The sequence below is a fragment of the Mesorhizobium sp. WSM4847 genome, from assembly GCF_055811335.1.
Genome location: NZ_JBVVPY010000012.1, coordinates 165,189 through 186,148, shown reverse-complemented (window position 1 = coordinate 186,148; position 20,960 = coordinate 165,189). Strand labels below are relative to the sequence as shown.

General features: G+C 60.7%; 21 protein-coding genes and 2 pseudogenes. 5 read left to right on the top strand and 18 right to left on the bottom strand.

The features are described 5' to 3' along the window. Positions 1–136 precede the first annotated feature (136 nt). The gene (locus AC0L28_RS19120; RefSeq protein WP_473479488.1) at positions 137–436 is read right to left on the bottom strand and encodes a hypothetical protein; all 300 of its coding nucleotides are present in this window, start codon (positions 434–436) and stop codon (positions 137–139) included. A 50-nt stretch (positions 437–486) separates the two neighbouring features. Here AC0L28_RS19120 and AC0L28_RS19115 point away from each other — a divergent pair, with 50 nt between their 5' ends. Continuing rightward, positions 487–861 carry a hypothetical protein gene (locus AC0L28_RS19115; protein WP_473479486.1) on the top strand — a complete coding sequence of 125 codons (375 nt, stop codon included), beginning with the start codon at positions 487–489 and terminating at the stop codon, positions 859–861. A gap of 140 nt (positions 862–1,001) precedes the next feature. Here the strand turns inward: AC0L28_RS19115 and rlxS are convergent, their stop codons facing one another. The 15 genes from rlxS to queC all read right to left on the bottom strand — a co-directional run bounded on the left by rlxS (position 1,002) and on the right by queC (position 14,851). Continuing rightward, positions 1,002–2,972: a relaxase/mobilization nuclease RlxS gene (rlxS, locus tag AC0L28_RS19110; protein ID WP_473479484.1), complete on the bottom strand. Its 1,971-nt coding sequence runs from the start codon at positions 2,970–2,972 to the stop codon at positions 1,002–1,004. Between the two features lie 205 nt (positions 2,973–3,177). Continuing rightward, on the bottom strand, positions 3,178–3,861 hold the full coding sequence (locus AC0L28_RS19105; RefSeq protein WP_473479481.1) for a lytic transglycosylase domain-containing protein: 684 nt from the start codon (positions 3,859–3,861) through the stop codon (positions 3,178–3,180). After that, positions 3,849–4,397, bottom strand: a complete 549-nt coding sequence (gene traF / locus AC0L28_RS19100) for a conjugative transfer signal peptidase TraF (RefSeq protein ID WP_473479478.1) — start codon at positions 4,395–4,397, stop codon at positions 3,849–3,851. The genes AC0L28_RS19105 and traF overlap by 13 nt, the downstream gene beginning before the upstream one ends. After that, on the bottom strand, positions 4,394–4,663 hold the full coding sequence (locus AC0L28_RS19095; RefSeq protein WP_473479475.1) for a helix-turn-helix transcriptional regulator: 270 nt from the start codon (positions 4,661–4,663) through the stop codon (positions 4,394–4,396). Before AC0L28_RS19095 ends, traF begins: the two co-directional genes overlap by 4 nt. Positions 4,664–4,839: 176 nt before the next feature. After that, complete coding sequence (locus tag AC0L28_RS19090) at positions 4,840–5,163, bottom strand: DUF736 domain-containing protein (RefSeq protein WP_065010508.1); 324 nt, start codon at positions 5,161–5,163, stop codon at positions 4,840–4,842. A 620-nt stretch (positions 5,164–5,783) separates the two neighbouring features. Then, positions 5,784–6,257 (bottom strand): hypothetical protein, encoded by a 474-nt coding sequence (locus AC0L28_RS19085; RefSeq protein WP_473479472.1) that lies wholly within the window; start codon positions 6,255–6,257, stop codon positions 5,784–5,786. Positions 6,258–6,331: 74 nt separating this feature from the next. Further along, entirely contained in the window at positions 6,332–6,610 is a 279-nt protein-coding gene (locus AC0L28_RS19080) for a hypothetical protein (RefSeq protein ID WP_473479470.1), read from the bottom strand. Positions 6,611–6,687: 77 nt separating this feature from the next. Continuing rightward, positions 6,688–7,107 (bottom strand): DUF2958 domain-containing protein, encoded by a 420-nt coding sequence (locus AC0L28_RS19075; protein ID WP_473479467.1) that lies wholly within the window; start codon positions 7,105–7,107, stop codon positions 6,688–6,690. 144 nt (positions 7,108–7,251) lie between these two features. After that, positions 7,252–8,238, bottom strand: coding sequence for an ArdC family protein (locus tag AC0L28_RS19070; RefSeq protein ID WP_473479464.1), 987 nt, complete (start codon positions 8,236–8,238; stop codon positions 7,252–7,254). Between the two features lie 401 nt (positions 8,239–8,639). Then, positions 8,640–9,356, bottom strand: a complete 717-nt coding sequence (locus AC0L28_RS19065) for a DsbA family protein (protein WP_473479462.1) — start codon at positions 9,354–9,356, stop codon at positions 8,640–8,642. Between the two features lie 314 nt (positions 9,357–9,670). Beyond that, on the bottom strand, positions 9,671–10,666 hold the full coding sequence (locus AC0L28_RS19060; RefSeq protein ID WP_473479460.1) for a cation:dicarboxylate symporter family transporter: 996 nt from the start codon (positions 10,664–10,666) through the stop codon (positions 9,671–9,673). Between the two features lie 421 nt (positions 10,667–11,087). Next, positions 11,088–12,347 (bottom strand): glycosyltransferase family 9 protein, encoded by a 1,260-nt coding sequence (locus AC0L28_RS19055; RefSeq protein WP_473479458.1) that lies wholly within the window; start codon positions 12,345–12,347, stop codon positions 11,088–11,090. 718 nt (positions 12,348–13,065) lie between these two features. Next, positions 13,066–13,800 (bottom strand): 7-carboxy-7-deazaguanine synthase QueE, encoded by a 735-nt coding sequence (gene queE / locus AC0L28_RS19050; protein ID WP_473479590.1) that lies wholly within the window; start codon positions 13,798–13,800, stop codon positions 13,066–13,068. Beyond that, on the bottom strand, positions 13,797–14,153 hold the full coding sequence (gene queD, locus AC0L28_RS19045) for a 6-carboxytetrahydropterin synthase QueD (protein WP_065010611.1): 357 nt from the start codon (positions 14,151–14,153) through the stop codon (positions 13,797–13,799). The genes queE and queD overlap by 4 nt, the downstream gene beginning before the upstream one ends. Then, entirely contained in the window at positions 14,153–14,851 is a 699-nt protein-coding gene (gene queC / locus AC0L28_RS19040) for a 7-cyano-7-deazaguanine synthase QueC (protein WP_008874722.1), read from the bottom strand. The genes queD and queC overlap by 1 nt, the downstream gene beginning before the upstream one ends. 491 nt (positions 14,852–15,342) lie before the next feature. Between queC and AC0L28_RS19035 the strand changes: the two genes are divergently transcribed. From AC0L28_RS19035 to AC0L28_RS19020, 4 genes and pseudogenes are all read left to right on the top strand, one after another. Further along, positions 15,343–15,732, top strand: coding sequence for a hypothetical protein (locus tag AC0L28_RS19035; RefSeq protein WP_473479453.1), 390 nt, complete (start codon positions 15,343–15,345; stop codon positions 15,730–15,732). Between the two features lie 548 nt (positions 15,733–16,280). Further along, positions 16,281–16,545 (top strand): annotated as a pseudogene (locus AC0L28_RS19030) (IS110 family transposase); the annotation flags it as partial. 84 nt (positions 16,546–16,629) lie between these two features. After that, positions 16,630–17,658: an IS110 family RNA-guided transposase gene (locus AC0L28_RS19025; RefSeq protein WP_065012380.1), complete on the top strand. Its 1,029-nt coding sequence runs from the start codon at positions 16,630–16,632 to the stop codon at positions 17,656–17,658. Between the two features lie 271 nt (positions 17,659–17,929). After that, positions 17,930–18,700, top strand: a pseudogene (locus AC0L28_RS19020) (IS110 family RNA-guided transposase); the annotation flags it as partial. A 789-nt stretch (positions 18,701–19,489) separates the two neighbouring features. Here AC0L28_RS19020 and AC0L28_RS19015 read toward each other — a convergent pair. After that, a complete protein-coding gene (locus AC0L28_RS19015) occupies positions 19,490–20,119 on the bottom strand; it encodes an acyl-homoserine-lactone synthase (RefSeq protein WP_473479450.1) in 630 nt (209 codons plus the stop codon). 95 nt (positions 20,120–20,214) lie between these two features. Beyond that, positions 20,215–20,940, bottom strand: a complete 726-nt coding sequence (locus AC0L28_RS19010) for a LuxR family transcriptional regulator (RefSeq protein ID WP_473479447.1) — start codon at positions 20,938–20,940, stop codon at positions 20,215–20,217. Positions 20,941–20,960: the final 20 nt, after the last annotated feature.

The following is a 20,960-nucleotide window of genomic DNA, read 5'->3' as shown; positions in this document are numbered from 1 at the left end:
GGAAACGACGCAAGGGCAGCGACAAGCACATGCGCAGGAGCCTGCCGCAGCAGTCACCTGAACCAGCAAGCGGCCCCGGGTGTTCTTCCGCTTTCATCCGGGCTTCGCCGTCAACCCAAAGCGGACAGCTGATGTGCTACAAAAACCGGACTACGACAACTTCGGCGTCGAGCTCCGGCCGGAGTTTCGCCACCACTGGGCCGATCCCCATCTCAAAGAAGTAGACAGCCTCTATAGGGGCGTTTGCGGTTTCGAGTTGGGTTCTCAATGGCAGATAGCTGCGGTGAAGGTGTGGGCTGAGCAATTGCGGGTTGGCCGGAGACATGCGCAGCAGCAGTTCGTTTTTATGTGCCGTTGCTGGGTTATGAATCGGCTGCGCACGGTCGCGGTCTTTTGAGTAGGCAAGGCCAATTTTTGAGGTGTTGGGGCTGCTCATGGCTCCCTCCCGAATTGGGACGGAAGCATGATGCTCGCCTACAGCCGACGATGCTCGTAACGTTTATCGCCGATGTCGACATCGTTACACCCATCGGTGCGACGAGCCTCGCCTTTTCCGAGCATAAGAGCGGTTCACCTCGTCCACCGATCAGCTTGGAAAGCGGCGATACTCTGATGCTCGAAGCGCATGGCCAAACTGCTCGACCTCGTCAGATCGTTCGCGAGCCATTGAAGCGGAGGCGGACTCGTTGCTCGGAATGCCCTTATCCTCATGCCATGTGGAACGGCATCCACAGCAACAGCAGCCGGGAGGAGCTCGATCCCTTCTTTTTTGTCGAGCTGGTTCAGCAAATGTCCTCAACGTTTGCGCGAGCTCCGGCACGCTTAACGGCGATCTGGCGCGAGCCCGAGCATCTTGGTTAGAATGGGATCGCAATTGGCCACGGGCGCGCTGTCGTTGGTCCGATAGACCTACCAGAGCTGGTGGCACTCACGCTCTCGGAACGCCTTGGTTGCCGGGCCAGTCCAAGGCACACCGCACTCACGCATGGCTGCCACACAAGTTATGAAACGCTAGGCCCACTCCTTTGCCGACCGATGTTCCAGGAGATACCGTCTCGCTGCACTATGCCAGAAATCTCTTTGCCGATATGCCGCTCGAGCACCGGCCGCCACGGGACGAGCACAAACTCGCGCGATTTCTCGATAAGGGCGTATTTGCCGCTGGCGAGCTCAACTGAGCGGCGGAGAGTGCCTTGTACCCGGTCTCCGGGTCGCACTTCAGCATAGGACAGACCGAGCTCTTCCGAGAGCGAACCGGCAACACGGTTCAGTTCACGCTGGCGGAGGATCGAAATCATGTTGGCGCGATAGACGGTGCGGTCCTGCTCTTCATGCGCGAGACCCTGAGCAATCAGCCATTGCCGCCTGCGGGCTTGCGCCTCCCGCACGTCACGGCCAAAGCCGGAGTTGCGCAGGGCCTCCGGTGAATCGGAAACCATTTCCCGGTCGATCCAGGTGGCACCGTCGAACCCGATTTGCTGATCCAGCGGCATTGATGAGAGCTTGTCGACGACAACAGGCACAGCCATGGCTCGCTTGCGCTCGTAGTCGGCGACTTGGTCGAGATGGTTCGGCGCGATAATCCATGTGCCGTCGGCTTCGCGCCTGACAGTGCCGGTTTCGCGGCGAATGGCTTCCAGACGACGCACATGGGTTTCGGCGAAGCGTTCGCTGGCAGACGGATCATGCTTCAGGTGGAAATCAACATTGTAGCGCCCGCCGTGGACGGCAGCGATCTCGGCGACGGTGCGGTCAACCTGCCTCGGCCCGGTGTTTCTCGGCGTGACACGGACGATGCAGCCCTCGGGCGTCGGTTCGGTGGCCTCGCCTTTGCCGACATCGATGTAGTGGCTTTTCCCGTCCACCCCATCCACAATGAGGTAGTGGCGGTCGTTGATCTCGTCGGCAAGCCCGCGCGCCACAAGGCGGCCAACGAAAGGTTGCGCGAGCTGCCCGGATTGATCGTGGATCACACAGTCGGCTGCACTTCGGGATAGTCCTCTACCCGCAATGTCTCGGTGCATCGTCTTGATTATGTCACCGCGCTCGCCGATGCGCTGCAGTGTCGCTTCGAGCTCATCGTCGAGGCGCCAGCGGCCGGAGCTGATCTCCTCGGCCAGACCCATCCGTCCGAGTTTGCGCAGGCGGCCCTGGTGCAGGGTCTGTCGAAAGGCGTCGCGGCCGACCGGAGAAACCAGTCCATCGCTGTCGCGCATGCTGAGCAGCTGCCGGTCGATGCTGGTGAAGCGCTCCTGCTCCATTTCCTGGCGCAGGCGGTGCTCGATCTCGCGATCGGTTCGTGGACCGAGATCGAGGCTGACCAGCTCGGCGGTCCGTTCGCGGATTCCGCTTGAGATATATTCCCGCGCAGTGACGAGGTTCTCGCCGCGGTCGTCCTTGCCACGGACGATGATATGGGTGTGCGGGTGGCCGGTGTTGAAATGATCGACGGCAACCCAGTCGAGCTTCGTGCCGAGATCCTCCTCCATCTGCGCCATGAGCCGGCGCGTGAGTGGCTTCAGGTCGTCATACTGGATGCCGTCTTCGGGTGCGACGATGAAGCGGAATTGATGCCGATCGCCATCGGCACGATCAAGGAAGGCCTTGCTCTCGACGCGATCACTGTCGGCGCCGTAGAGCTCGCCAGGCGCGCCTTCCCGGGTAACGCCGTCGCGTTGGATGTAGCGCAGATGCGCACGCGCCCCACCCTGGCCTTTGCCGGCCAGCTTGACGACGCGCGCCTTGACCACCACCCGCCGCTGCCGGAAGGCAGCATACCTGTTGCGTGATTTCAGCAGCGCGGCGGCCGCTCCGCCGCGCCCTGCCCGGCTGCCGTTAAAGCGGCCGCCGCGCTGGGGCCGGCCGCCGGCTCTGTTGATCGCCGCCTGGACCTGGCTGGCGAAGCGTTTGCCTGCCTTCGAGCCGCGCGAGCCTATTCTGCCGAGCTTCGGCCTGAATTCGTCATCCTGCATCGTGGCCTCCCAGAAATCTCAAGCAGTGTCAGATACTTGCGTGTCCCACACTCCCGGCTCTGCCGGCAGCCTCCGGGAAAAACGATGTGCAGACAAACACTTCGCCGCCTCCTGGAGGCAATGCCTTTATCTTGCCTTACGCCGCCCTTCCGCTTTCCGGCTTCCGCACCCGCTCTTTCGCCGCAAAACCGCCCCGCTCGCCGAGTCACCCGCCATTCGGTTTCGTCCGAGCGCGATTGACGCGCAGCGGCACAAAGAGATCGCCTTTCGCTTCGCCGGCGCGAACGCCGTTACGAAGGAAGAAGAGCGAGCGGCCGGAGGGAGCGTTTTGGCTGTTTGGCGCCTTGGAGTCCCCTTCGAATTGATCAATGTCGTCTGCCGAAATCCCCTTCCCCCTGAGCTGTTTAAGATAGGCAGCTGTCTCCTTGGGCAGCGGCTTCCCACGCTTCAAATGCTCTTCGTAGCGCTCGGGTCCTGCGTTATAGGCGGCAAACAGGCCGGGGAATCCGAAGCGGTCAAACATGGCGCTGAGATAGGCGGTTCCGGCGAGAATATTGTCACGCGGATCGTGCGGATCGGCTCCCAGACCGTACTCGGCACGCATGTCCTCATACGTTTCCGGCATCACCTGCATGAGGCCCATTGCGCCCGCGCGTGAGGTAATTGGGAGGCCGTCGAGCATGGTCTTGCCGCCGCTTTCGGCATCCATGACGGCGTAAATCCAGGCCTGAGGAATACGGAAGCGTCTGCTTGCTTCGTCTGTGAACTCCTGCCACCTTTGAAGGTGCGGAGTTTGGGAGATGGCGACCGGCTCAGCGCCGGTCGAGGCGGAACAGGCGCATGGCGCAAAGGCGATCATGCCGAACATCAGGAGGGTCACTCGGTCCATAGCGGCACGAGCCTCCCGACGACATTTGCGCGCGGCACCGGCCCGAAATAGCGGCTGTCGAATGACCGAATATCGTCGCTGCCGAGCAGGAAGATTTCGTTGTCGGCGAGTGTCCGGCACCCGTTCCACCGTGGCAGCGGGCGGCCTCTGGTATCCTTCGCCAGCCGTCGCGCAACGATCTCGCCGTCGATGATGACCGCGTCATTGAAGGTGCAGACTTCGTCGCCCGGCAGCGCCGCAAGACGTTTTACCAGCGGCACGTTGCGGGGCAGATAGCCGCGTTCGGCGGCGAGTTCGGCGAGCGATTCTGGCGGGCGGACGAGCACCAGATCGCCCCGAGCCGGTGCTGCAAGCCCGAGGCGATAGAGGCCGACGGGCGCGCTGGCCGAGGCGTTCCAGACCAGCCAGGGCCTTAGTTTGACGGTGCCGGCGAAGCCGATCAGGGTCAGTCCAATCACGGCAGCGGCGATGGTTTTGCGTGCCTGGAGGCGCCGCAGGCGGCTGCCGATCAGACGGATGGAAGGGCGCCGGCTCATGCTCGGCCTCCCTGGCCGGCTTGGCCGGAACCGGCCTCACCACCTTCGTTACCGGCGTACTGCGGGTGTCCTTTCGACCATCCGTCGAGTTCGTCGATATGGTAGCGGACATAGCGGCCGTGCTTGCGGAATTTCGGGCCGCCGCCCGTGAGCCGCATCTTTTCCAGGGTGCGCTGGGAGAGCCCGATATAGAAGGCTGCTTGGGCTGTGCTGAGAAAGGGACTGCCCTTTTTGGCGCGGGCCGCGCGTTCGTTTTCGTCGTCCATGGTGATCCTCGTTTCGCTTCGGACAAGCGAGGGCGAGGATGGGCGAGCGAGATCGCCTCTGGGACGGGCGAAGAGTCCGGGGAGAGTTTTCGCCGCCTTTTCGGGCGGACGGGTTTGGCTGGAGCGCCTGGGAATGAGCCCCGCGCCGGCTGGGGCGCGAGGCTCGGGTCGGCCGATCAGTCGGCCGGGTTCCAGATGATGGCGTAGGTGTCGTCATCGTCCTGGCCGGCGGCGCGGCCGAGATTGGCGTAGAGCTTGCGCGGTCCGAACTCCGGCGCCGCAATAGACAGGCTCACATAGTCCTTGCCGGAGGTTTCGCCGGTGCGGATCCAGCCGGCGCCAACTTCGACCCCTTGCGTCAGCACCCGGAAGTCGGGATGGTTGTCGGCGCTCTTGGCCTGGTTGGGGACGATGTCGATGTCGGCGCGGACGCTGAGCGTCTTGAGCTGGCCCTTGTAGCCGCCGTTTTCCTGCTTGTTGACGTAACCGATCGCGGTCATTTCGAAGCTCCTTTTGCTGTCGCCGGGGACCATCCCCTGCGATGGCGGACCGTAATGGGCGCGTCCGGACCGCCTGAACCCGACAGGGCCGAAGCGATAGCGGAGGACCCGAGCGGGCAGCTTTTTTGAAGCGAAGCGGCGCGAGGAAGCCGCCGCAGGCGGCGGGGAAAAAAGCTGATCGGCGAGGGTTTCGGGCGGCCGGATCCGCCCATAGGTCACAAGCCAGCCGCAGGGGAATGGTCCTTGAAGAGAGCAGGAGAGCATGGGAAACGCGGTCGCTACAGCCCGGCAGGAGGGGCGGGAATTTACAAGGCCTGCGGCTGATCAGGTGCCCACGCCGATCGAGATCGTGACCGCAGGTTGGGCGCAGATCAGGCATCGGGCGGGCGGACCGATCCATGGGGATCAGGAGTTTGCCGGCCTGGATTTTGGTGCGCGATGCGGGGCAAAGGAAGCTCGAACATGCAGCCACTGCGACCGGGGTACAGTGCCGAAGGGCTGCTGCCGAGAAGCCGCGGCCGGCCGTGACAGGCTATTCGCAGACGAACAGCGACCTGACCCGTGCCCATTGATCGGCGGTGCGGAAGCCGCCTCGATCAGTGTAGCTTTCGACCGGAATTTCATCCAGCACGGCAGCCAGGTCTCGACTTGTCTGCGGCGTTATCGCCCGAAAGAAAGTCGCGGATGATCTTCTTTTGCGTCTTCACCTTTTCGGCGACATTGCCGTCCGCGACATGTTTGCCGCCGACTTCGGCAAGTATGGAATTGGCAATTTCCTTGTCGCGCAACAGGTCGAACAAGGCGTCGTCCGGTTGCCAGCAAGCGCCGATGTCGACATTCAGATGCTTGCCGAGCGCCTCGATGACGGCGCTGCCGGCTTCAAGTGTCTCGGCCATGACGATGCTGAGAACGCGCGCGACATGATCGTCGCGGAGCGCCAGGAGCCGCGCGAAGATACTTGCCGTGCCGAAGTCGTCGCCATTGCCGCCAGCGATTGTGCCATCCTCATCCGGTTGCCCAAGCAGCGCCAAGACCTCGCGCCGTTTTTCGGCGAACGCGGCTTCCGCCCTGCTTCCGGCGAGGCTTGCGGCCACGATCTCGCTGCAAGCGCGCTACGGTTCGCGGCGAACCTGCCACAGGCCGGAATCGGCTATCGCATGCGCCACCATCATGCGAAGTGCTGCGCTCGGATGGTCGAGCAGCCCCAAGCGCACGCCTCTCTGATCAGCCGTGAGAACGTCTCCCATTGCGACACTTCGTCGGAGTCGAGGCGGGCGACGATCTCGAAGCTTTCCGGCGAGCCGTTGGGCCGCACCAGAAGCGGCACGAGGACGCCGCGCGCGCGGACGGACGGCAGAATGTCGGACAGGTCGGGCCTGCGTTTTCCGTGGCGCATGTTGACGGCGGAAATATTCAGTCGGTCGAGCGGAATATGGGCAAGCTTCATGTCTTTCTCCTTCGTTTGGGGTGCGATTGTCCCCGCCGGAGAGACCGAAGACCGATGCGGCGGGGACGGGTTTGCGCCTAGCGGCGCTCTGGCTCCGCCGCGTCTGGCGGAAGCTCGGAATGGGATTTGGCAAGTGCTTCCGCTGCCTGCCGCAGAAGCCGCTCGGCTTGGGTGATCTGGCCGGCGCTGCGCGCGGCCTCCGCATAAACGGACAGCGGAAAACGCGCTATGAAATAAAGGTCGCGCTCGATGCCCAGTCCGAGCGGACCCTTGATGGATTCGAGTTCGGCAAGGCTGACGCTGCCGAGTTCAGGGAAGCCGAAGCCGAGGTCGCAAAGGCCGAACAGCGTGTCGCCGTCTGCATCGAGTTCGGTCAGAAGCCAGATCGCAGGACCGGCCGGATCGAACAGTTTCACGACCGGTGCGTGGTCGGTTTCGGTGTCGGCAGCGCCGTTGGCGAGGAGCCGGGCGCGCAGTTCATCGGTGATCAGGATCATTGCGGAATTCCTTCAAGACGGTTCGGGCTGATTGAGTGCGGCTTTTTGAAACAGGCGGATACGAGCGGCTGGTGCGCCGCGCGCGGGCGCGCATCGGCGCGCCGTCAGAAGCGCAAGGCGCTCGCGCATGGCGATGGAGCGCGCTCACGCGGCGATCTCGGCATTCGCCTCACCTTCGATCTCGGCATGCGCCTCGCTTTCGACGTCGGCATTGAGGCCAAGCAGGAAATCGGCGGCTTTCGAGGCATGGCTGGCGGCACGGAAAATGGCGCGATTGTCCTCGCGCAGCACCTTCAGCCATGAGCCGATATAGTCGGCGTGGCGCACCGTCGGCTCAATGCCGAGACTGCTGCAGACGAAAGCCGCTGCGATTTCGGCGACCAGTTCCTCGCGCGCATAGGCCTTGGAACCGAACGAGCCGGAGAGGTCGCGCGCAAGCCGCGTCGGGTGGCCGGTCCAGTGGCCAAGTTCATGAAAGCAGGTCCGGTAGTAGTCGATCTGGTGGAAGAAAGCCGGCTGTGGCGGCACCTGGATGGTGTCGCTGCCGGGCATGTAGAAGGCGCGATCGCCACCGATACGGAAATCAGCACCACTTGCATGAATGAGCGCCTCGGCTTGCGGGACGATCTGGCGCGCGGGCAGCGGTTCGGCGGCGGCATAGAGATGTTCGGGCAGGTTATCGCACTGCGCGACATTGAAGACGGTGAAGCGCTTCAAAAAAGGCACGGCCTGCGGCTCATCGCCATCGGCCTTGGCCCGTTCCTTCTCGTCCTTTGGGACAAAGCGATCGGCATGCACGATGGTGGTGCCGTGTTCGCCCTTCCTGACATTGCCGCCAAGGGCAAGCGCCTGCCGGAAGGTGAGCCAGTTCTGGCTGGGGTATGAGCGCTCGATGACGGCGCCCCACAGGATCAGGATATTGATGCCGGAATAGCGGCGCTGGGTGGCTGCATTCCTGGGAAGGCCAAGGGCTGCCTTTGCCCTGCCCCAGGGCTTGACCCATGGCACGGTGCCGCGCTCCAGTTCGGCAATGATGCGGTCTGTGATCTCCTGATAGAGGCTGGCGACTGAGCGCCCGCCCTTGCCCGCGCCAGCCTGTCGGCTGCCCGAATGCTTGTTGTTTGCACGCATTGTCTGTTCCTCCGTTCGCCAATTGCGCCCTCCCCCCGGAAGCGGGGTGGGCGGCAAAAGCGACCGGAAAGGCCCGCCGTAGAAGGCAGACCGCATCCGAAGGACCGGAACGAAGAGGAGGACCCGGAGCGGCAAGCGGAGGGTTGCGGGATGCCGCGGCTGGCCTAGAAGGGAGTGCCGCCCACCGCGCGCCACCGGGGAAGGCCACCACAAAATCGACGCCGGCCAGCTGGCCGGCGACCGTCAGCAGCCGACAGGCTGCCGGCGTCAAGGGGGCGAAGCCGGATGGCCGAGACCGCCTGAGCCTGTCGAAGAAAAGCGGGCTCGGTGCACGAGCACCCGGCGCGCGCCTTCAGGCGCGCGGGCGCTCAGGACTCTGGTCCCGAGAGCAGTTGATGCGGTCAAAATGCCCATTTTGCAGCTGTGGAAGACTGAACCTTGGCGTTTGCGCGCACATCGGCGATGCAGCTTCGCAGCCCGGCCGTCTCTACCACCCCGGCTATCACTTCGTCGCCGACCACCAACGCCGGCGTGCCGGTGATGTACAGCTCATTCGCGAGCGCGCGATCGCGTGCGATGGCTTCGGTGATGGCTGGGCCTTCCATATCCCGCTTGAGCTGCTCAACATCGAGGCCGACACGTGCCGCAATGACTAGGGTGGTTCTTTGGTTCACCAAGCCAGGAAAAGCAAAAAGGGCGCGATTAAACGCCTCATATTTTCCCTGTTTGTGGGAGGCGAGCGCCGCACGCGCGGCGAATTCGGAAGCAGGTCCCAGGACCGGGAGCTGTTTACGCACAATCCTCAGATTGGGATCATGCTTGAGGGCTTGCTGGAGAATGAGGTCCATTTCCTTGCACAGCGGGCAGTTGTAGTCGAGGAATGAGGCCAGGGGGACGTCGCCCTGCGGATTGCCGGCGACTGGCGAGGCGAGGTCGTTGAGGAGTGCGTCGCGATGCTGCGGAATGAGTATCCTCAAGTCCGCCGCGAGCAAGGCGTTCATCTCCGAGCCGTTGCAGGTCGTCAACCTATCTGGCTGTCGCCTTAGCGTTCCCAGCACGGACAGGGCGAGGACTAAAAAACCGATTACGGCGACAAGGACGGCGTTTTGCTTTGACATGGGTCGGGCTCCAATCAGCCGTTAACGGGGCAGCAACGGCTGGCCTTTTTGCGTGAAAGTTGGTCGTCGCTTTGGATCGCTTGCCCGGCACTTCCCGCAGTATCGGCAGTCGCGGGGGAGGCTCACAATGTCGATGCCGGCGCCATCTGGCGGTTGTTTTATGACGGCTTCGCTCCAATGGGCTGACTGCAATAGCTGAGCGGCGTTCGCGAGTTGCCAGCCGAGACCACCGGTCATCACGCCGGGCGATCTGCCCTTCAACGAACGCCCGAGCGCCGAAGCACCCGCTCGTGAGAGCCTTTGCCAATCGTCCATCATCCGGCTCGCCTGCTCCGGGCGACAACGAGCCTTCCCACTGCGTTGCCGAGAAAAATGGTCAGCACACGGCACTCCGACACAAAGTGGTCGACGCGAAGAATAAGCGTCGCGCCGGCAGCTGGGGCGGTCGGAACGACAAAGAGCGCCGCAGCCAACGTGAGGAGGCCCGCACCGGTAATGCGAGTTGTTCCCTTCGAAGAGAGCAAGGCGACGAACAGCAGCAGGATCCGACAGCCGATCGACAGATCCGTGTTCGTCGCCTGGGCGAGGAAGAGGGGGGCCAGCGTCATGTAGATATTGGTGCCGTGCAGATTGAATGAATATCCGGCCGGGATGCCGAGGCTCACGACCGAACGCCTGGCGCTCGACCCTTCGACGGGCGCGGCCCTCATCAGAATGCCGACCAGCTTGAACACCGGCGCAAGGAGCGCCTGAAGCAAAGAAAGCACAGGCTTGCCCGTGTCGCCGACCATCGCCAGGGCGATGCCGAACAGCACCGAGAAGAACAGGACCTGCAGGATATCGCCTTCGGCGAAGGCACCAACGATTGACGGCATCAGCAAGCCGGTCACGAACTGCTCGTGGACCTTGGCGGCATAGCCCTTCACGGCCTGAGCATCGAGCGAGGCTGGATCGATGTTGACGCCGGCACCTGGCTGAACGACATTTGCGACAATGAGACCGACAATCAATGCGAGGCTCGAGAAGGTGAGGAAATAGATCATTGCCTTGCCGGCGACCCGGCCGACCTTCTTGAGATCGTTCATGCCGCCGATGCCGGTCGCAATTGTCAGGAAGATGACAGGCGCGATGATGATCTTCACGAGCCTGATGAAAGCATCGCCGAGCGGCTTCAGAGCCTCTCCGGTCGCCGGATAGAAAAAGCCAACAGCGACGCCAAGGGCGACGGCGGCAAGCACCTGAACGTAAAGCCGCGCAATATGGGGCTTACGAGGCCCGGCGTTCGCGCTGTGGACTTGTGGAGCTAACACCGTTTCTCTCCCTGCCGGATCGGGTCGGGCTCTTCCTGCTTCAAGGCCTCTCACTGGCGGCGCTCCGGTCGAACGCTGCTGCCATCTCGGGCGCAAGTGCCGTGCCAAGCAGCGGCGGCGCGATAACGCGCAGGACCTCTCACGCAGTGCCGCATTCGCCGCAGCCGCGTGCCCTCTTAAAAACAAGGGCAGACCGTCGGCGGACATGCGGCCTGGCAGCGGCCGAAAGGTCGTCGAGGCAACCTGTTTGCCTTGGTGGCTGCGATCGGGATCTAGATGGTCGACATCTGGCTATGGCTATGTCCAAGCCATCGCCCAGTCGGCTGAGCTTGTCGGATATCAAACACCGCTGTCGACAGGGGATCGCTACCGCGATGCGTACAGTCTGGCGCTCCACAGATGGAGTAATCGACCGGCCGGGTTACGGCATGGGCCCTGAGCTGCCTCTTCGCGCGCGATCGTCGTTCTGGCCGCACCGCCCGCGAGCCACAATAAGTTTGTCCCGCCCCTTACAATAATTCATCAAGGCGTCTACCTCGGCAATCACCAGATCGGGCGTGATGTCGAACTTGCAGCGGACTTTGACCGGACAGCGCCGCACTTTGTCCAGACCACATCCCCGACATTCAATAACGCTCATAAGCATGCTGACCAGTGGACCACGGAAACCCCAAATTTCCGGTAGATGTGACGCGGTGAAAATTCCGACAGTAGGGCGGCCAAGCTGGGCAGCGACATGCCCAGTGCCTGAATTGTTCGACACCACGAGCGCGGCCGAATTCATGAGATGATTGAATTCCAATTCTGACAAGTCGACAGCCGTTCGAATCTCCGCGGCCCCACGGTCGCGAGCTGTCATCGCGACCTCCTCAAGCGCTTCCCGGCTTTCGCCACGACCGACGAGGATCACCTCACTACGGGTAGAAAGAGCAGCGACAAGTTTGCCAAAGTTTTCGATCGGCCAATCGCGCAGGCTGGAATTCGAAAACGGAGCCACGACGATCGGGGACTTGCCTTCTGTCGAACTCTGTCGGCGGCCCGCTTCACTTTCTGCGTCGAAACAGGCCGCTGCCTTTGCGACCAGAAAGAGGAGGATTTCCGACACATGCTGGAGACGTACCTGCTTACGGTCAACGAACCAATCAAGCCATGTGCGAGGGAATTTGTCGGCGATCCCTATTTTTTGGGCCAGCTTGTAGAAGATGGTTCTGCGCAATTTCAGATCGAATGGCGCTATCGCAATATCGATCTGATGCATTCCGTAAGGATCAACTATCGCCGCACGATGCCTGGCGGGGACTTCGAGCAAAATGGGCCTTGTCTCATCCGGGACACGCATATCAATGGCAAGATCAAACTCGCCGGTCAGCAGCGGCCGTATGTCGGCCGCTTTCTTGCGGGTATCGACCTTCGGGTTGCGAGGAAAGAAGTCAAAAGCAACGTAATCGTCGGCGAGGTCGAACTGTTTTGCAGTGTCGATGTTCCAGCTTCCGACCACCAGCGTAATGTGGGCATGCGCAAAGCGCTGACGCAGGTCCATCAGGGGCGCCAGAGACATCCAAAAGTCCCCGACACGATCAAGCTTAAGCGCCAAAATTCGCAACTTGGCGCTTGACTGTTCCGACTCCTCCCAGCTGCGGTATATAATTTGATTGGTGTCGCGCTTTGTAAAGTATCCCATTGCCATTCCGAAGGTTATACGTACAACATTGCTTGCCTAGTTATGTCTGTGTAGGTTGGATTGCTTCCAATATTATCCGCGTTGACAAATTAACGCGGCAAACGACTCTGAGACGACTGGTGGTTTGCAGTGTTCGCGGCTGCGAGTGAAAGAGGAGTTCCGGCGTCAGCCCCGGTCAGTCCGGAAGCTTTGCCGACCAGCGACGGCAATGACGGGCGCAAAGATGGGCTGTCGAATTTCTTTGCGGGAAGAGGCAGGTGCGGACTGGCCTGAATGAGTTAGGCCTAGGTGACGCCGGCCGTTCAACGGTTCTGAGAGGGGAAAGACTCCGCTAACAAAGAGAGGTCGGACAATTCGAAATCGTCGGCCTGCTGCAACTCATTCCCAGGACAATTTCCAGCGCACGTCTGAGCTCATGCAAAGATTTTCCCCTTTCGGGTTCCTTTTCACGCGACAGAGGCAGGGACGGTCGATGCGTGTCCGGTGCTGAGGCAATGCGAGATTCCGGAAGGTTGAGAAAATCGTTTGTTTCGATGAAGCCCATCCACGCCATGGATGGATGGCTGCCAAAGGTTGCGGCCACAATACAGCGTAGCGGTAGCTAGCCGCTCCGGTGCGCGCTCACTTTCGAAGCGCCCAGCACCATCTCGGCATCGAGCACCTCAGGAAGTACCCGGCAGCGCCGCCAAATGGCGGCGCATTTCCCGCACAGGCGCGACTAGACGCCTCTCCTGTTTCCCCAGAGCAAAACGTGCAACTGCGGCAACACGCGTGCTTCGAACCACCTGTCGTGTGTCACCTTTTCCACAAGCCACTCCATGCGTTTTATTATTCCGTCCAGGTCGACAGGTGCGTCTTCATTGCCAGGGCGCGGTGGCGTGTGATTGCCGGGTTGCAGATAGACCGGAAGGTGCGGAAATCGCGCCGCGGCGTCTTTGGCGTAGGCGTAGTCATTCTCGTCGAAAACAACGAGCTTGAGCACGATTTGCGGCTTCTGCTGCGCCGCTTCTATGCACGCCTGGAATGCAGCCCAATCGGTCCTCATTTCGCTTGACGGCGGCTTTGGGCTGAGAACCAGCACATCAAGATCCGCAAACCAGTCACTGACCACCGAACCCTGGGTTTCCAGCGCAAAACGGTAACCTTCACCATGGCCTCGCTCGATCAGCGCACCGAAGGGCTGAATGGCCGGATTACCGCCTGACAGCGACACCATCACTGGCCGGCCACCGGAAAGCCCAACGACGCCTTGCCACACCGCATCGATTGGCATCATCTCCCATTCGTGGCGGAATTGACTGTCCACCGCATGGAGGCTGTCGCACCAGGAGCACCGGTAGTCACACCCGCCGGTTCTGATGAAGACTGTAGGCAAGCCGATGAGCACTCCCTCGCCCTGGATCGTGGGCCCAAATATCTCGCTCACACGGATTGCGGGACACGTGTCCGTCACGGCCGGTATTCCGCCCAGGTTTTCGGGGTTTCGCTCACCCGCACTGCCGCGGTTTCCGGCAGACGTGCCTTGCACCATTCATAGAAATGTCTGGCCAAGTATTCCGCCGTGACTTGCTCATGTCCCAGCACCTCGTTGAGGTGCCGATGGTCGAGGCTCTCGTCGATATAGCGTTTGAGCGGCGCCAGATCGTGATAATCGCGCACGAAGCCGTGCGCGTCCAGGTCCTTCGCCGAAAGTTCCACTTCGACGATGTAGTTATGCCCGTGCAGGCGCGCGCACTGATGATCCGGCGGCAAAGAGGTGAGCTGGTGCGAGGCCGAGAAGTGGAATTCCTTGGTGATGCGGAACATCAGGCGCTTCTCCTCCGCAGCGCCTCGAGCCAAAAGACAGGGTCTTCGTAGTCGGTAGGATCAGCGTGCCCCGCGAGATGAAACGCCTCGCGCCGCTCCACGCAGGTCCCGCACCGTCCGCAGTGACGCTCGCCGCCCTTGTAACACGACCAGGTCTCCGCAAATGGCGTTCCGTGTCTTGCTCCATCCCGGACGATGTCGCCCTTCGTGAGGTTGACGTAAGGCGTATAAAGGCGAATCTCTGCGTAGCCTTCCAGCGCGCGGTCTTGCATCATCTGGAAAGCTTCGATGAAGGCCGGACGGCAATCTGGATAGATGAAATGGTCCCCACCATGGACGGCCATCGCCACCGCTTCGGCCTTGTGCGCGGTGGCGAGACCGAAGGCAATTGCCAACATGATGGCGTTCCGGTTCGGCACTACCGTGATCTTCATCGTGTCTTCGGCGTAGTGGCCGTCCGGCACGTCGAAATTATCGGTGAGCGCTGAGCCGGAAAGGCCGCGGCCGATTTCGGGGATGTTGATGATCTGGTGCATAGTGTTCAGTCGCTCCGCGCAGAGAGCGGCGAAGCCCAATTCTTTCCTGTGCCGTTGGCCGTAATCGAAAGACAGGAGGCCGGCGAGCTCGTGCTCCGCTGCCACGCTGTGAGCAAGGGAAACGGAGTCCAATCCGCCGGAGCAGATGACGAGAGTCTTCATCGTGGTATCCTTGTTTTGACCGGGTAAGGCTGCGACCGGAGATTTCTCTGCGGTCCCCCTACCCCAGCGAGTCAACTTTGTGAACCCGGTGGAATCTGATCGCTGACGTGCCGTGGCGCACCGGGCACAAACAGCGGGCTCTTTCATGGATGTCCAAACCCAAGCATATGCTCAGAAGGACAGATGCGAAGCGACCTCGAGGCATTGCTGGGAAAGCTGACCTGTCCAAATCTGCGTTACGGATGCTTGCATAGGCCACACGCGAATTGGCGAAGTAACGAGGAAGGTACGGAGTTCGTTAGCGGCGGGAGTGCAGAAGCCCAAGTTCAAGGACAGTGCGCGCGCCCCGCTTCAGGATCAGTTCGATCTGGAACACGAATCCGTCGGTGGCCGAGTGGCAAAACCAGTTGAAGGATTGGTCGTGAGCCGGCACCTGTGAACAAGCCGTGTGCGTCGTTGCAATCACTCCTATATTGCGCGCAATAGCCTACATGGCGTTGGATGAACTGGATTTGGCGATTTTCCAGATGGCGGTCGAAAGCGTCCGCTCACTCTCCCTAAGCTTCAACCAAAAAGCCGCAGAGATAGCCACGAGGAGCCACGGTGTCCTGGTTTTCGACGTGCGGGTCGATGGTGACTCGGAGGTCCAGCGGATCGCAGCCATCCGATATCGAGCCGACCAGACGGGCGTGGTCGCGTTGGACAGACAAGGCCTTGTTACCCGCTCTTGCATGGTCAATGGCACTTTCTCACGTTTCATTTCGCCATTGGAGAACTGGGCCAGCATGCCCCTGTCAATGCAGGCCAAGATCGATGTCACCGTCCATGCCGGTCTCTTCCTAGGCGCTTTGCGAAATGCCGGTCATATGCTTGGCAGCTAGCATGACCGGAATGCATCTGTGGATTTCTGGATCCGGATCCGCCTGCGCGTCCGAGCGGCCGGCCACCGAGGTTCCGTGACGCACGGATGTGTCCGGGGAGAGCGCGACGATCTGCTGCACACGTTCGGATATACCTCACGCGCAGGAGCCGCGCTCCTTAGTTACCTTCTCCTTCACGTTACAGGATTGCGCGAAAATATTCCGCCGGTGCGCCTGCTTGGCGGTTACGCCGCGCTTCTGCAGTTAATTGAGCAGGAAAAGCGCGCAATCAGTGGAGATCCACGAGAACTGGCTTGAGGCGACCCGCTACCTCAACATGGATCATCTGCGCGAGCACAAGAAGGAGAACCTGAGGGCACTGGCCGCCTGAGACGCGGCCGCCATGTCCGCCGCTCCGCTAAACACGGGGCTGCGCGGCGGACACGCCAACGTCACCGCTGAATGCCACGCCATTTTTGCTGATGGGGTGGATGCCAGCCTTCTCCGACGGCATCGCAATGTGCCAAAGTTTGTGGTGTTAGCGCCACGCAAAGGAGAGGCAGGCATCCATGGAAAAGGTTACCATCATTGGGATCGATCTGGCAAAGAACGTCTTTCAGCTGCACGGGGCGGCAGCTGATGGATCGGTTGTGTTCCGCAAGAAGCTGTCGCGCCTGCAGTTTTGCAAGTTCATGGCGAGTCAACCGGCATGTGTCGTGGCGATGGAAGCGTGCGGCAGCTCCCACTACTGGGCCCGTCAGATGGCTCGGCTTGGCCATGAGCCAAGACTGATTGCCCCGGCCTATGTCAAACCGTTCGTCAAGCGGCAGAAGATGGGATGGTTGCCGCCCTCCCCAGACGGCATCGCAATGTGCCAAGGTCGTGGTGTTCAACGCCACATGAAGGAGAGGACGGCAAATGAAAGATACTATGATCGGGGTGGACCTGGCAAAGAACGTTTTCCAGCTTCACGGCGCGACAATGACGGGGCATCTGAGATTCCGTAAGAAGCTGACGCGGTCACGGTTCCGGCAGTTCATGGCATGCCAGCCGCCTGCTGTGGTTGTGATGGAAGCATGCGGCAGCGCGAGCTACTGGGCTCGAGAAATGGTCAAGCTTGGCCACGAGGTGAAGCTGATCGCACCTCAATATGTGCGGCCCTTTGTCAAACGGCAGAAAAACGATGCTGCCGATGCTGAAGCAATCGTCGTTGCAGCACAGCGCCCGGAGATGCGTTTTGTACAGCCGAAGTCGGAAGATCAGCAGGCATGCGCTGTGTTGTTCCGAGGTCGGGAGCGCCTCCTCCATCAGCGCACCGAGCTTGTGAACGCTCTGCGTTCGGTGCTGTACGAATATGGTCACATCATTCCGAAAGGGATCGCCCATATCAAGCGGATTGAGACTATTCTGGAGGAGCCGAACAGTGACCTGCCTGCTCTGGTGCGCGAGGAATGCTTTGATCTGCTCGAACAGATTGCTGAAAAGACGGCCCGGATCGACGTCAAAACGGCAAAGGCCAAAGCCCTTTCCCTGGCGACCGATACAGCGCGGCGCCTGCAGACAATGCCTGGTGTCGGGCCCCAGACCGCGTTGGCGATCAGCGGCTTTGCTCCGCCGATGGAGAGCTTCAAACGCGGGCGGGACTTTGCGGCCTGGCTTGGGCTCGTGCCACGTCAATACACCTCCGGCGGCAAGGAGCGACTTGGACGCGTGTCGAAGGCTGGCCAGACCGATATCCGGTCTTTGTTGATCATCGGCGCCATGTCACGCCTGACAGTGCTGGCCCGCAAATCCATCGTCGAGGGTTCATGGCTGGCACGGATGCTGCGTCGCAAGCCGCTCATGCTGGTCGCGATCGCGCTTGCGAACAAGATGGCGCGGGCGATCTGGGCGATGATGACAAAGAAAGAGGATTATCGAAATCCGGCGCGAGTTGTGGCTGCATGACGCATATGCATCACCACACAAACTGGCGCCGGTGAAAAAGGTGTAGGAAGTCGATGACCTGAATGGGCACAATGATCGAAAAGATCTGGATTGGGAAAACCAGCCGTCGTTCCCGAGCTTGAAAGCTCTTGCAGAAGATTTGGACCCGATCCGCAGATCACCATACCGGCCCGCGGCTTCTTGAAAGGCCGCAACGACAGGCCTGAGAGAAGACGCACTCGATCACCGGCACATCAGGTTGGAAGGCTTCTTGCATCAAGGGCGGCAACCAGAGAAGAACGACGTCGCAGATGCGGAGGCGATCGTCGAAGCAGCGCAACGACCGACAATGCGCTTTGTCGAACCGAAGACCAAGGAGCAGCAGTCCCGGGCTATCGTGTTTCGCACCAGAGAGCAGTTCGTGAATCAGCGAACCGAATTGGTGAATGCGCTGCGCGCGCACCTCTATGAGTTCGGTTATGTTGCTCCGCAAGGCATCGGCCACCTGCCACGTCTGGCAGAGATCGTCGAGGACGAGAGCGCAGACCTGCCGGATCTAGTCCGCGACATCTGCAGCGCTCTACTTGACCAGATCGAACAGTTGAGCAGCCGGCTCGCGGCATTGAAGAAGACGATCGACACGCTGTCCAAGCAAGCTGCAACATCTCGGCGCTTGCAAACCATGCCCGGTGTCGGCCCTATCGCTGCCCTTGCCATTGAAACCTTTGCGCCACCGATGGAAGCCTTTAAGTGCGGTCGCGATTTCGCCGCCTGGCTCGGGCTGGTCCCTCGGCAGAAGTCGAGCGGCGGCAAGCAACGACTAGGGAAGGTATCGAAGATGGGCCAGCGCGATATTCGGCGGTTGCTCATCATCGGCGCCATGGCTGTGGTTCGATGGGCGTCTCGGAGGCGCGCGCCCGACGGTTCCTGGCTTGCCCGCTTGATGTTGAAGAAACCGCGCATGCTGGTGGCAATCGCGCTGGCCAACAAGATGGCGCGTGGCATCTGGGCCATGCTGACGAAACAGGAGGACTACCGGAATCCGGCGACGGTGCCTGCGTGATTTGCAACAACGCACCTGAGACCGGGACGTCGGAGATGTGAGGAAGGCATGAACTGCATGGGCAAATGATCGATCAGATCGGGGTCAGGAAAACCAGAGTCAAGTTGAGAGCCCACGCAAGCTCGCTTTGCTGATTTGGACCTGATCCGCGCATCACCATACCGGCCCGCGGCACATGGAACGGCCGCAAATCAAGGCCTGACACATGACCGCACTCGATCACATGTCCAATGCTTCAGGTTCCTCCTTGCAAAATGGCTGGCATCCACACAAGAACTTGACACCCACACACAACTGCAACACTTCTTACATGGGAGCATGAATACGAACCACGTTCGGCGAGCTATTGCGCGATTCACCATTCGTTCATTTTATTAGCGCACGTTCATAAGCGGACATGTTGGTGTAGCTCGTACGTGCCCAAAGCCCCGGCGCATCGACCCAGCGCCGGGGCTTTTTTGGTACCAGAAGGCACCGCTGAGAGGAGCAATCGTCCAGCGGTGCAGGCCTTGGCTGCTCTGTGAACGATTCCGGGGTTGCTGCTTTTTTGCGGCGTAAAGAAATCCGGGCTTTTACGGCTCCAAAAACTCGGGTGTCTGCGGCGGGGCGCGCCATTTGGCGTGGTAACGCCGGAATTGCGGATTGCACCTAAAAACTTCCTGGGCCCAGGTCGTGCGGGGGAATCGACCGGAATAGTCGTAAGCTTCGCACTACGCCGTCCGGCCAGCATATCAACCGTACGGAGCGCCCGCGGGCAGGAGCATTGGTCAGGCTGAGCATCGTCAAGCGCTAGGCCGGCAGGCCGAGAACCGGTTGCCATAATACAGGTCCGTTCAGACGTCCCCTCCAGCGGATGCGCTTGAGGCTAGCGTGGGAAATCTCGAGAAAACCGGCGACCGCCTCCGTGTTACCAACCGGCTTCGGCTGTCCGATGCGCGTCAACGGCCACGTTGCGAGACGCAGGATCCGTTCCATGCGCGTATCGGTCACTGTCACAATCCGAGTGAGATTATTCGCCAAGCCGAATTCGATCATGCCGGCGAAGAGCTCGTATGTTGCTTGCGCCAGTCCGCCAGACTTAGGCGCTGATGGAGGGAGATCGAGTGCGAAACGACTGCTCTCCCAAATGCGGGCACTCGCGGGCGCCGCAGTCTCACCCAGCAGCATCGGAAACGTGTCGCGCAACATTGTCGGTCCGGTAGTCGGTAAAAGACGAACGCAACCGCAAATTCGCCAGTCGGATCCCTTGAGAAGCAGATAGACGGGGTTCAGGCTGTCAAATGCGTCTGTTTCCATCTCGCTTTCGGTCTGAACTTCCCAATCCAGCCTTTCCTTGAAGACCCGATGCCTGAGCCCGTGCATTTCGTTGAGCTCGTTTGGAAACTCGCCGTAGAGTTCAGGTGTTATCAGCTGCATCATCTGTCGCCTCCGTGCAGGATGTGTTCCCGCCATCGAAGAGCAAAGCCGACATTGATGCAGCCTGTAGACCTTTACAGCTTTCCAACAAAAGGAGGTCAGGATCTCCACTGACGGGAAGCAGTCAGCCGTGCTATGCCCTGGTTTATGGTTCGCACGCCAAGCTTTGCCTTGGCGTTTTCCAGATGGAAGGTCACGGTGCGTTTCGAGACGCCGAGGATCTGGCTGATATCCCAGGCGGACTTACCGCGCGCCGCCCATTTCAGGGATTCGAACTCCCGCGGGGTCAGCGTTATGCCATCCACCACGCAATCTTCGGCGAGCTGGCGCCGGGCATGTATATGAAAGTTGATTGCGACCAGCTGCAATGCTTTTTCGTAGCGAGTGAGTGACCGCAAGAGAGGCGGACGGGACTGGTCGGAAGCGAAGGTCAGCGCCGCAAACCGGCCGCGATGGTCATGCATGGACATGGTCAATCCGCCGCGAATGCCAAAGTGAGCTGCTTTTTCCAGGATTTCTTGCTGCGAGGCCGGCAGACACTGGCGGGGTCGATCCACGCCCCAATCAAAAGTATCCCAGCCTTGCAGCCCGCGCAGGATCACCGGATCATGGCTGTGGTAGCGCAGTTGCAGATAGTGCGATGTCCAGGATGAAGGATAATTTGAAATCAATCGCGGCGTCTGGCCGGAGACCGACGGGTTACTGAAATAGGCGAAGAGCGGAAAGTCGAAGCCGGCTGCGGCGGACGCCATCGCCTCATGGAGGTCGACCGCATCGATGCTTGCAGAGAGTTGCTCGACGAAGTTTTCGAATACGCGATACATCAGCCCTTTGCGCGACCTCC

Coding starts and splice junctions, on each gene's coding strand:
- AC0L28_RS19120 (WP_473479488.1), bottom strand. CDS start 436: ATGAGCAGCCCCAACACCTCAAAAATTGGCCTTGCCTACTCAAAAGAC.
- AC0L28_RS19115 (WP_473479486.1), top strand. CDS start 487: ATGCTCGTAACGTTTATCGCCGATGTCGACATCGTTACACCCATCGGT.
- rlxS (WP_473479484.1), bottom strand. CDS start 2,972: ATGCAGGATGACGAATTCAGGCCGAAGCTCGGCAGAATAGGCTCGCGC.
- AC0L28_RS19105 (WP_473479481.1), bottom strand. CDS start 3,861: ATGGACCGAGTGACCCTCCTGATGTTCGGCATGATCGCCTTTGCGCCA.
- traF (WP_473479478.1), bottom strand. CDS start 4,397: ATGAGCCGGCGCCCTTCCATCCGTCTGATCGGCAGCCGCCTGCGGCGC.
- AC0L28_RS19095 (WP_473479475.1), bottom strand. CDS start 4,663: ATGGACGACGAAAACGAACGCGCGGCCCGCGCCAAAAAGGGCAGTCCC.
- AC0L28_RS19090 (WP_065010508.1), bottom strand. CDS start 5,163: ATGACCGCGATCGGTTACGTCAACAAGCAGGAAAACGGCGGCTACAAG.
- AC0L28_RS19080 (WP_473479470.1), bottom strand. CDS start 6,610: ATGAAGCTTGCCCATATTCCGCTCGACCGACTGAATATTTCCGCCGTC.
- AC0L28_RS19075 (WP_473479467.1), bottom strand. CDS start 7,107: ATGATCCTGATCACCGATGAACTGCGCGCCCGGCTCCTCGCCAACGGC.
- AC0L28_RS19070 (WP_473479464.1), bottom strand. CDS start 8,238: ATGCGTGCAAACAACAAGCATTCGGGCAGCCGACAGGCTGGCGCGGGC.
- AC0L28_RS19065 (WP_473479462.1), bottom strand. CDS start 9,356: ATGTCAAAGCAAAACGCCGTCCTTGTCGCCGTAATCGGTTTTTTAGTC.
- AC0L28_RS19055 (WP_473479458.1), bottom strand. CDS start 12,347: ATGGGATACTTTACAAAGCGCGACACCAATCAAATTATATACCGCAGC.
- queD (WP_065010611.1), bottom strand. CDS start 14,153: ATGTTCCGCATCACCAAGGAATTCCACTTCTCGGCCTCGCACCAGCTC.
- queC (WP_008874722.1), bottom strand. CDS start 14,851: ATGAAGACTCTCGTCATCTGCTCCGGCGGATTGGACTCCGTTTCCCTT.
- AC0L28_RS19035 (WP_473479453.1), top strand. CDS start 15,343: ATGGCGTTGGATGAACTGGATTTGGCGATTTTCCAGATGGCGGTCGAA.
- AC0L28_RS19025 (WP_065012380.1), top strand. CDS start 16,630: ATGAAAGATACTATGATCGGGGTGGACCTGGCAAAGAACGTTTTCCAG.
- AC0L28_RS19015 (WP_473479450.1), bottom strand. CDS start 20,119: ATGATGCAGCTGATAACACCTGAACTCTACGGCGAGTTTCCAAACGAG.
- AC0L28_RS19010 (WP_473479447.1), bottom strand. CDS start 20,940: ATGTATCGCGTATTCGAAAACTTCGTCGAGCAACTCTCTGCAAGCATC.